Annotated in this window: 10 protein-coding genes, 1 tRNA gene and 1 pseudogene; 3 read left to right on the forward strand and 9 right to left on the reverse strand. The window is 62.8% G+C overall.

Annotated features, from left to right (window positions below):
• Positions 1–8 precede the first annotated feature (8 nt).
• Positions 9–1,262: an ABC transporter substrate-binding protein gene (locus tag A5906_RS25875; RefSeq protein WP_080138071.1), complete on the reverse strand. Its 1,254-nt coding sequence runs from the start codon at positions 1,260–1,262 to the stop codon at positions 9–11.
• 334 nt (positions 1,263–1,596) lie between these two features.
• Positions 1,597–1,959 carry a DUF1428 domain-containing protein gene (locus tag A5906_RS25880; protein WP_080138072.1) on the reverse strand — a complete coding sequence of 121 codons (363 nt, stop codon included), beginning with the start codon at positions 1,957–1,959 and terminating at the stop codon, positions 1,597–1,599.
• 304 nt (positions 1,960–2,263) lie between these two features.
• On the opposite strand from A5906_RS25880, the pseudogene A5906_RS46415 reads away from it, so the two are divergent.
• The 3 genes and pseudogenes from A5906_RS46415 to A5906_RS25890 form a co-directional block, all read left to right on the forward strand.
• Positions 2,264–2,422 (forward strand): annotated as a pseudogene (locus A5906_RS46415) (DUF6538 domain-containing protein); the annotation flags it as partial.
• 9 nt (positions 2,423–2,431) lie between these two features.
• Complete coding sequence (locus tag A5906_RS25885) at positions 2,432–2,794, forward strand: hypothetical protein (protein WP_080138073.1); 363 nt, start codon at positions 2,432–2,434, stop codon at positions 2,792–2,794.
• Positions 2,795–2,802: 8 nt separating this feature from the next.
• A complete protein-coding gene (locus A5906_RS25890; RefSeq protein ID WP_080138074.1) occupies positions 2,803–3,501 on the forward strand; it encodes a hypothetical protein in 699 nt (232 codons plus the stop codon).
• 67 nt (positions 3,502–3,568) lie between these two features.
• On the opposite strand, the gene A5906_RS25895 is transcribed toward A5906_RS25890, so the two are convergent.
• The 7 genes from A5906_RS25895 to A5906_RS44985 form a co-directional block, all read right to left on the reverse strand.
• A complete protein-coding gene (locus A5906_RS25895) occupies positions 3,569–4,546 on the reverse strand; it encodes an RES family NAD+ phosphorylase (RefSeq protein ID WP_136615482.1) in 978 nt (325 codons plus the stop codon).
• 479 nt (positions 4,547–5,025) lie between these two features.
• Positions 5,026–5,099: transfer RNA gene (locus tag A5906_RS25900), tRNA-Gln, on the reverse strand.
• Positions 5,100–5,304: 205 nt separating this feature from the next.
• The gene (locus A5906_RS25905) at positions 5,305–6,276 is read right to left on the reverse strand and encodes a Bug family tripartite tricarboxylate transporter substrate binding protein (RefSeq protein WP_080138076.1); all 972 of its coding nucleotides are present in this window, start codon (positions 6,274–6,276) and stop codon (positions 5,305–5,307) included.
• A 56-nt stretch (positions 6,277–6,332) separates the two neighbouring features.
• On the reverse strand, positions 6,333–7,463 hold the full coding sequence (locus A5906_RS25910) for an iron-containing alcohol dehydrogenase (protein ID WP_245326894.1): 1,131 nt from the start codon (positions 7,461–7,463) through the stop codon (positions 6,333–6,335).
• 10 nt (positions 7,464–7,473) lie between these two features.
• Positions 7,474–8,511 carry a 4-hydroxythreonine-4-phosphate dehydrogenase PdxA gene (gene pdxA / locus A5906_RS25915; protein ID WP_080138078.1) on the reverse strand — a complete coding sequence of 346 codons (1,038 nt, stop codon included), beginning with the start codon at positions 8,509–8,511 and terminating at the stop codon, positions 7,474–7,476.
• Positions 8,508–9,608, reverse strand: coding sequence for a four-carbon acid sugar kinase family protein (locus A5906_RS25920; RefSeq protein WP_080138079.1), 1,101 nt, complete (start codon positions 9,606–9,608; stop codon positions 8,508–8,510). The genes pdxA and A5906_RS25920 overlap by 4 nt, the downstream gene beginning before the upstream one ends.
• A gap of 2 nt (positions 9,609–9,610) precedes the next feature.
• Positions 9,611–10,115, reverse strand: a 505-nt coding sequence (locus A5906_RS44985) for an FAD-linked oxidase C-terminal domain-containing protein (protein WP_283807729.1), incomplete at its 5' end; no start/stop codon positions are given.

Genomic DNA, 10,115 nt, shown 5'->3' on the forward strand with positions numbered 1-10,115 from the left:
AGGCAATGTCACCAGCCCTTGTAGGGCAGCACGGGAGCTTTCTCGGCATTCGCCTTCGGCCACACCGAGACGTAATTCTCGCCATCCTGGAGCTGGATGATGGCGCCCGAGGCCAGGATGTTCTGGCCCTTGTCGTCGAACTTCACGCCCTTGTAGCCGATCATGAGCTGCTCGGGCTTGAGGTCCGTCGCCTTCAGCGCGGCCTGGATCTTGGCGGGCTCGGTCGAGCCGGCACGATCGATCGCATCGGCCAGCACGAAGAAGCCCTGCATCTGGCGGGCGACCGTGTCGTCCATCTCCTCGCCGCTCTTCTTCTTGTACATGTCCGCGATGATGGCGGACGGCGAGCCGGCCGGACCCACGACCCAGGACGAGCGGTTGAAGACGCCTTGCGAGATCTTGCCGACCGCCTTGGTGAAGGACGGATCGGAGTAGCCGGCATCGTCGGCCAGCAGCACGGCCGGCTTGTAGTCGAGCGACTGCATGGTCTTGGCGAACAGGATCGCGTCCGAGGTGTAGCTGATCATGATGACGACGTCGGGCTTCTTGTCCTTGAGCTGGAGCACCTGGCCCTGCACGTCGGTCGCGTTGACGGGATAGGCGACGTCGAGCGCGATCGGCTGGCCCCTCTCCTTGAAGGTGCCTGAAATCGTGTTCGCGACCGAGGTGCCGTATTCGGTGTTGTCGTGGACCACCGCGATGCTGTCGGTCTTGGCGCCCTGCGCCTTGATGTCGGCGAGGAAGTCGACATAGATCTTGGCGAAGTCGGTGGCGATCGGGGTGGTGCGGAAGAACCATTTGAAGCCGCGCTCGGTCAGGTTGGCGGCGACCGACTCCGAGTTCAGGAATGGGACGCCGTACTTCTCGGCGATGGCGCTCGAGGTCAGCGTCACGCCGGACTGATAGGAGCCGAACACGGCCGCGACCTTCTCTTCCGTGATCAGGCGCAGCGCCTGGTTCTGGCCCGTTGCGGGGTTGCCCTGGTTGTCGGCGATGATCACCTCGACCCTGGCGCCGCCAAGGCCGGCAAGTCCGGCGTTCTTCGCCAGCGGGAAATTGCCGAGCTCGGGATGGGCATTGTTGATGATGTCGGTTGCGACATCCAGCGCCGCCTTGGCATGCGCGCCGATCGAGGCGGTGCCGCCGGACATCGGCATGATCACGCCGATCTTGACGACCTTGTCCTGCGCCTGCGCACCAGCCGTGAGCGCAAGGGACATCGCGGCCGCGCAAAGCAGCCCGGTGACGTGCTTCAATGTCATGAAATAAGACCTCCCAAAGGGTTTCCCCAACCAAGATTTTTTGGAGAGCCTGGGCGAAACGCCCGCCTCCGTTTGATTATGCCTGGCTGCGGGAGGATGGCATGCCGACCGGAGACCGGCAAGGTGAAACGGCCTGCGACGATGCTGCATAGGGAGCAGCGAATACGCCAACTCAATCTGACGTCGCTTGGTGTCAGGATAACAACTCCAACGAGGATTGCCGGTGCAAGAACATGTAGCCCGGGTGAGCGAAGCGACACCCGGGACAACAGCGGCCGCATCCCCGCATGTCGCTTCGCTGATCCGGGCTAGGGGTCTGCCTGCTCCACCTCGCTCAACTCATGACGCCGCTCGCGCTCAGCAGTGTGGTGAAGCCGCCATAGATCATGCGCTTGCCGTCGAACGGCATGTCGTCGGGCTTGAGCCGCGGGTCCGCCATCACCTTCTTGTTCACGGCGTCGCGCGTCTCGCGGTCGCGATAGACGATCCAGGAGAACACCACGATCTCCTCCTCCTTCGCCATCACCGCGCGCGGAAATGACGTCAGCTCGCCGTAAGGCACGTCGTCGCCGATGCACTCGACATAGTCGAGCGCGCCATGCTCCATCCAGACCGCGCAGGCCGTTCGCGCCAGGGCCTTGTAGGCCTCGATCTTGTCCTTCGGCACCGCCAGTACGAAACCATCGACATAGGCCATCAGGGATCTCCTTGGGTTGTGTGTCCCAAGGACGACCGAGCGTGCGGCGGGCCGGCGCCGAAGCCGCCATTTCCACTGAGGCAAACCGTCGCGAGCAACCATGCGTCACGCCGGCTTCCAATTCATGGTCCGGAGCCGGAGCCGGCGATATCAGTCTTCAGAAAAGTGCCCGGAACTGGCTGGGGAACCTGGAGTCCCAGCCAGACTCGGAAATAGATGAATCTGATCAATGGCTTGGCTCGGGCGCCTTTGGCGCCGGCAGACGGTGGTCCACCGCTATGGTCCACTCCGAGTCCGCGCCCCCATGCCGAGATACCTCCGACGCCGCGGTCACACCTGGTTTTTTCGGTGGAAATTCCCCCGCCGCCTTGCGGGTTTCGGTTTCTCAGGTGAGCTTATTCGCAGCCTAAAGACCACCGATTTTAGGGTCGCGCGTCGGCGGGCGCTCAACCTAGTTCTGCGTATTGAGGCCATGACCACCTCCGAAAAGTTACCGACCCGGGCCGAGCTGGAGGGCCTGGTTCGCGGCTGGATCGACGATTGCGTCTGGCGCCACGAAGTTCGGCCGGCAACGACCGGTATCGAATATTTCGATCAGCCTGAAATTGAACGGATGGGACAGGATGACGCGCGCGAGCTCGACGGCCTGTTTCGGCGCTTGTCGGACCGGTTTGCCGACCGTGAGAAGGCGGCGATCGGCCGCGCCCTGAGGGGCGACGCGGCAATGGACCGGTATCGTCCCATTGTCGAAAGCGCGGCGCGCAATATTGGCGTGTCAGTGGATCCCGCCACCGTTGCGGGACGTCTGTTCGAACGCACCATCCTACGGGGCTAACCAGCAGATTGTTCGAGTATGTAAAGAGCCCGTCGCTGCGGCATCTGCGAGACCCGAACAGCATTCACAAGCTGGCACGAGAAATCGTGCAGGCGCTGGATGGGGCTAGCTCAATTTGGAAGAAATGGGACAGATCTCGGGAAGAGGTTGTCAAGGCCGCAGCTCCGTGCTGGATCCCGATCGAGCATCTCCGAGCGCTTCTGAATACATTGCCCGGTCCATCTTTGACGAAAACAGACGTCGAACAACGACTTCGTGCGATCTGGGAGGAGCCATATACGACTTATCCGAATGATGAGCTCAAGGAAGGCTGTCTCGCCTTGTATCGATCAGAGGAAATACAGGGCACCGAAATGCGAGCGATCATCGGAGCGCTTCAGGAACACATTGAACGCGAGGAAGATCGATTGAGGCGCGAGCGAGAGGAGAATTGGCGTCGATTGAAAGCAGACGAACGCGCCAAGTTGGAGCAGCGATTCTCATCCGGCGCCGATTGTGGGTGGACGAAGATCGAGAAATCCGAAGCTCTCTATTGTCGCCGCAATGGTCGCGCTTTTCGCATCGTGCAGGGTAAGGACAAACGCTGGACACTGCACCGCGTCGAAGACGTCAGCGACAAAGGTGAGATGCTTGGCACCTACCTGGGCCGTCGCGAGGCAAACAAGGCCCTGGAAAAGATGGCTTATGCACCTGAACCGCGTCGGTGACCAGCCGCTGCCTCAAAGCGAAACGGGATAGTGGTGGCCAAGCGAAACGCAGACGCGCTCGAAAGAACTAGCCCGACATTCTAACGATCTGAATGAGACGAGCCGCCGACGCAAATTCAATCGGCGGCTCCAAGACGACAACATTTACGCCTTCGCTGCACTGCACTGACCCGTATTTGATGGCTCCGAACCCTGCGTGGCGAGCGCAATCGGCAACAAACCTTGTGAATACGTATTCGGGCCTATCCCATCCTTCCGATTTTCGCGGGGCCGCGCATAGAGCGGAGCGCGCAAGGCACTGAATAACCTCATCATCGCCGTCTCCGACATCGTCGGAGATCATCAGGTCCAGTACCTTACATGAGAATTCGAGCTCAATCTGAGCGACGCATATAGGCTCGGATGTACGCATTTCCCCCCGAACAGTGGTGGGGGAATCTGCTAGGTAGAGCATCGAATGACCAGCATGGTTGTAGCGACCTTCGGCAACCCGCGCGGCGGGCGGTGGACCAAAATCAGTTAGCGTTGACGAGGCCGGAAGATCACGGGCCATCCGCCCACGATACCAAATCGACTTGGACGGCAGCGTTTCTGCGATAACGGCTTTGCGCGTGATCACCTCGAAGACCTTCGCAGCGAATGGATGGCTTAGAAGAAGAAATGGCGAGGTGTGTGCGAGATCGGCTATTGAGTTGAGATGAAATTCGTTCACCTTGAACGGGTGCTCGAAAATGTAAAACACTCCGTCAAGCACGGCATAGCAGTTCGGGCATCTAAGTTCTTTGGCAAAGCATTCGATTTCTTCGGGGTAGAAGGCCTCCGCAATCCGGCTCTGGCTTAGAAAAAGGCTCACTTCAATGCCAGATCTGAGAAAGCGTTCGTCACGCGCCGCGGTGCCGGGCCATTCGCGGCAAAAGTCATCGTAGCAGTGCTCGCAACACGAAATGCCTGAAGTAAAGTAGGATTCCAAATCTCGGTTGAAGTACTCTTCGAAAATATCTTGCCGTTCTTCCATCGTATTGGCTGAGAAAAATTTGCTCCGCACAGTTCGTCCCTAAGTTTTGGTTTTGCTGCCGCTTCACGTAGGCAGGCGTCGATCTCAAGTTGGACGTCGTACGGTTTGGTTCTCTATACTCGCATCGTCTAAGCGCTTGGCGACGCTGCGAACGCATTCTATGCCACTGCCGCGAGTGCCTTGCGCTCGGATCGCCATCCGCTAGTTCTCTCGGCGATCGAGATCGCCTATCCGGACAACGTTCATTCTGGCCGCGCTGTGCCCCACTCACCTCACGTCTCTTAGCGGTCTGTGAGTCGCAACCGTAGCGCCAAGCCTAGCAGCGTCTCGATCCTCGAGTAACTCTCATTCCCTCGTGCTATTGCCGCAACCTCCTTTGGTAGCGGCAATTTTGGCATGCAGAAGGGTACGTTGCATGATCCACAAACGTGGTCCAAGATGGAGTTGACGGTCCATCGTCTGCGGCGAAAAGCCTGTTCGAATCAAGCGGTTGATTGGGTTGCCGAGTGTGGCTGGGGAACCTGGATTCGAACCAAGACAAACAGAGTCAGAGTCTGTTGTGCTACCGTTACACCATTCCCCAACGGAATAGTCGAACAAATTCAATAGCCTACTGATTTGTCCGACTGCGGCCGGAAGCGCGTTTGGCGCAAATCACGGCTCAGGCGTGGCAGCGTTCTACCCGCTCGAACCTAGGCTGGCAAGCGCTGCGATCCACTGATCAAGTGCGACAGCCAAAGGCCTAAGGACGAGCCTTGGAACGAGCCTTGGGAAGAACGCCCTCGCCCCTAGTCCAGCTTGATGTTCGCGGCCTCGATCACCTTCTTCCAGCGCGCCGTCTCGGCGGCGATGTAGGCCGCGAACGGCTCCGAATCCACGGCCACCGCGGTCGCGCCAAGCTCGGCCATCTTCAGCACCGTCTCAGGCTGCTGCATGAAGGCTCGGATTTCGGCCGAGAGCTTTTCGACGATCGGCTTCGGTGTGCCCGCCGGCACGAAGAAACCGTGCCAGGCGACGGCCTCGAAGCCCGGCAGGAATTCGGCAACCGCGGGGACCTGCGGATCGAAGTCGGCGCGCTTGGGCGTTGCGGTCGCCAGCATCGCGAGCTGGCCGGTCTTCACCTGCGGCAGCAGCAGCGGCACGTTGTCGAAGGCGAGATCGATCTGGCCGCTGAGCAGGTCCGTCAGCATCTGGCTCGAGCCCTTGTAGGGCACATGCACCATCCTGGTGCCGGTCATCTGCTGAAACAGCTCGCCCGCGAGATGCTGCGAGGTGCCGACGCCGGCGGAGCCGAACGAGATCTTGTCCGGGTTCGCCTTCAGATATGCGATCAGCTCCGGCACGGTGCGCGCCTTGATCTTGTTGGGGTTCACCACGAGCACGTTGGGCACGACGCTGATCTGGGCGACCGGCACCAGATCCTTGTCCGGCTGGTAACTCAGCTTCGGGCCGTAGAGCGAGGGATTGATCGCGAGCGCGGAGGTGCTGGCAAGCCCGAGCGTGATGCCGTCGGCCGCAGATTTCGCCAGCCGCGTCACGCCGAGGATCGAGCCGGCGCCGCCGACATTCTCCACCACGAAGGGCTTGCCTAGCTTCACCTGCAGATGGTTCGAGACCATGCGCGCGAAAATGTCGGCGGTGCCGCCGGCGGCGAAGGGCACGATCACTGTCACCTGCTTGGACGGATAAGCGTCCTGCGCCTGCACCGGCGACGCCGCCAGCAGCACTGCCGACACAAGACCAAGCCAAATCGATCTCATCGAAGTTTCCTCTACCTTCACTGTGTTGTTGATTGGCCGCGCGCGGCAGCGAGCAACTAGAACGCGACCTCGTACATGTTCAGGATCGCATCCCGGCTCAAATCGCGCGGATTGTTGTCGAGCAGGCGGCGGATGGCGTGCGCCTCATCGGCCATCACGCCGAGGTCGTTCTTGGGGACGCCAAGTGCGGACAGCCGCATCTCGATGCCGAGATCCTTGCAGAATGCGCAGGTCGCCTCGAACGCGAGCTTCGGATCGCGTTGCTCGGGCAGCCCCAGCGCATCCAGCACGGCGATCGTCTTCATTTCCACCGCAGGCATGTTGAATGCCAGCGTGTGCGGGAAGATCACCGCACAGGCGAGCCCATGCGCGACATGGTGGCGCGTGCCGAGCGGATAGGCCACCGCGTGGCCTGCTGTGGTGTTCACCGGTCCCAGGCAATAGCCGCCATAGAGCGAGGCCAGGGAAAGACCGGCGCGCGCCTCACGGTCGCTGCCATCGGCCACCGCGCGCTTGAGATAGCGTCCGACCAGCCGCGCGCCTTCGAGCGCGTAGAGATCGATGGTCGGGTGCGCCTTGCGGCTGGTGTAGGCCTCGACGCAATGCGCCAGCGCGTCAACACCGGTCGCCGCCGTCACGTCCTTCGGCACAGTCATCGTCAGGTCAGGATCGACGATGGCGATGTCGGCGAGCATGAAGCGGCTCTGCACCGCCTGCTTGTTCTGGCTGGCGGGATCGGTGACCAGCGCGCGTGTTCCGGCCTCGCTGCCGGTGCCCGACGTGGTCGGAATCTGCATCAGCGCCACGCTGCGGCCGGCGACCTTCTCCGGCCCGACGATGTCGGCAAAGGAGACGTCAGAGGTACACATCACCGCGACCAGCTTGGCGAGATCCATCGCGCTGCCACCGCCGAAGCCGACGACGAGGTCGGGCCTGGCCTCCTTCGCCATGGCCACGGCCTTTTCGAGATTCGGTAGGTCCGGCTCGGGCTTGACGTCGCCGAACAATTTGACGGCGCCCGGCAGCGCCAGCATGTCGACGCGGGCAGCATTGAACGCGTCCGAGATCACCAGCGGCCGCCTGGCGCCGATCCGCTCGGCGAAACGCGCTGCGGCGGTGATCGTGCCGTTACCGAACTCCAGGATGGTGGGACGTTGGATTTCGATGGGCGTGAAGGCGTTGGTCATAGGCTCGATCTCATGACTTCGATGCGGAGGCGCCGGCGGCGAGCCGCTCGGCATAGTCGATGGCCTCGATCAGGCTGTGCTCGTTGGCGATGCCCTTGCCGGCGATGTCGAAGGCGGTGCCGTGATCGACGGAGGTACGGATGATCGGCAGGCCCAGCGTGATGTTGACGCCGGAGAGCTCCTGCCAGCGACCGGTCGCGGGATCGACCTGGAAGCCGAGCAGCTTGACGGGGATGTGTCCCTGGTCGTGATACATCGCGACCGCGGCATCGAACTGGCCGGCGCGCAGCTTGACGAAGATGGTATCACCCGGCACCGGACCAACGACGTCGAGACCGTCGGCGACCGCTTTTGCGATCGTCGGCGCAGATACGTCGATATCCTGCCGACCGAACAGGCCGCCCTCACCCGCATGCGGATTGAGCGCGGCGATGGCGATCTTGGGCCTGGCGATGCCGAGCCGGCGCAGCGCGTCGTTGGTGAGGTCGATCACCAAGCGCAGGCGCTCCGGCGTCAGGCGCTTCGGCACGTCCTCCAGCGCAACATGGGTCGAGACATGGCTGACGCGCATGTTGCCATGGGCGAGCAGCATCACCGAGCCGCGCACGCCGGTGAGATGCGCCAGCATCTCGGTATGGCCGGGGAAATGATAGCCGGCCTTGTTCAGCGCTTCCTTGTTGAGCGGCGCGGTGACGATCGCCGCGGTGCGGCCGGCTTGAGTGAGGCGCACGCCCTGTTCGATCGCCTTGTAGGCGAAGCGGCCGCCATCAGCGCTGAGCACGCCCGGCTTGATCGGGTCGCCCTCGGCGTCGGCCTGCAGGTAGCAGAGATTGGGCCATTCGCGATCGTCGGCCGCGACCTCCGGAATCGTAACATCGGCGCCGAGCGCTTGTCTCGCGCCTTCCAGCGCCGCGCCGCTGCCGATGACGAGCAGGCGTAGATCGCCCTTTGCGATCCGGTCCTTCAATCCGACACAGGCCTTGACGATGATCTCCGGCCCGATCCCGGCCGGATCGCCCATGGTGATGGCAAGATGACGAGAGGTCATATCGGACTCCTGAGCAGGTGATTGTCCCGGAGCAGGTCGCGCCACAGCTCGCTGTTGCCGAACGCTCCGGACTTCGAAACAACCTCGACGCCGGCCCAGCGCCCGCCTTGCAGGATCGAACGCGGCAATCCCGGCACGATGCGGCCCGTCGCCTGCAGCGCGTGCGCGCCAAGGGCGACACAGGCGGCCTTCAGGGTCTCGCCACCGGCGACGATCAACGTGCCAGGCGGATCGAGCGCCGCAATCAGCGCCGTCATTTCATGTGCGATCCGCCGCGCCGCTTCCGCACGCGCGAGGCCCTCGGCGAGAGAGAATTTGACCATGGCCACGCGGTCATCGGCCAGCTTGCGCTGGACGCGCGCTGCGCCCTCGCCTTCCGCAAGCGCAATCGTCGCCGCGCCGCATGCAGCCAGCTGAGAGGCGGTGGCGGGCTGGTCGGAGCCGAACAGCCCCAGCACCGGCAGCTTCAACTGGCCCGGCGCGTCGGCACGATGGCTGCGCGCGAGCGCGCCAGCCAGTCCGCCGCTGCCGCACCACAGCACGGGACCCGGCATGCGCCGCCCCATCTCGACGACACGGTCGAGATCGATGTCGCTTTCGGCATCGAAGACCAGAACGCCGCCTCGCGAAAGCGAATCAGGGCTGCCCTGTCGGGCCTCGATACCCTCGAGCTGCAATTGCGCCAGGAGATTGTCGCCGACACGATGCCACTCGCCTTGCACCGTGCGCGCGAATTGCTGGCCGCCCGCGGTGCGACGTCCCTGATAATCGAAAGCGGGCGCGACCACGCAGGATGCCCAGGGGCCGCTGCGCAGGCAGGCGCCGAGCTCGGCCGCCCACGCCCCGCGCAGGAGGCTGTCGACCTTCTTGTAGGCGATCGTCGCTCCGCAGAGCTGCGGCGCCAGCCGTCCGACGATTTCGATGCTGTCCTCCTTCGAGCGCTCGCGGGTACCGCTGTCGATCGCGAGGCTCGGGGCGGCTTGCGGCACAGACGTGCCGGCCCAGGTGACGTCGAACGGTCCGCACAGGCCGACGAACTCCGCGGCGGTGTCGAGCGCACCGGTCAGGTCATCAGCAAGCAGCCGGACGCTCGTCATTGTCATCTCGCTCCCGCGCCAAAGATCTTGCCGGGATTCATCAACCCGTTCGGATCGAGCAATCGCTGGATGTCGCGCATCAGCTCGATATCGAGCGGATCGGCGACCCGCGCAAGCCTGCCGCGGTTGGTGATGCCGATGCCGTGCTCGGCACTGATCGCCCCGCCCTGCGCCGCGGTCTCGTCATCGACGATTTCGTTGATCTCAGCCACCAGCCTCGCCGTCGCATCCCCGTCCTGGCAATGCACCCGATCGATCAGGGCCACGACGTGGATATTACCATCCCCGATATGACCGTGCATCACGACGTTGGCATGCGGGACGGCCGCCTTGATCCGTGCCTGGACATTGTTGACGAACGCCGCCTGACGCTCCAGCGGCACCACGCTGTCATGCGACACCACATAGCCGCTGCGCTTGTTGCCTTCGGAGACGCTGTGCCTCACGGCCCAGATCGCCTTCGCCTGCGCCAGATTGGAGGCCAAGATGGCGTCCTCGGCCAGCCCC

It is taken from the genome of Bradyrhizobium sacchari (assembly GCF_002068095.1).
Lineage (GTDB): Bacteria > Pseudomonadota > Alphaproteobacteria > Rhizobiales > Xanthobacteraceae > Bradyrhizobium > Bradyrhizobium sacchari.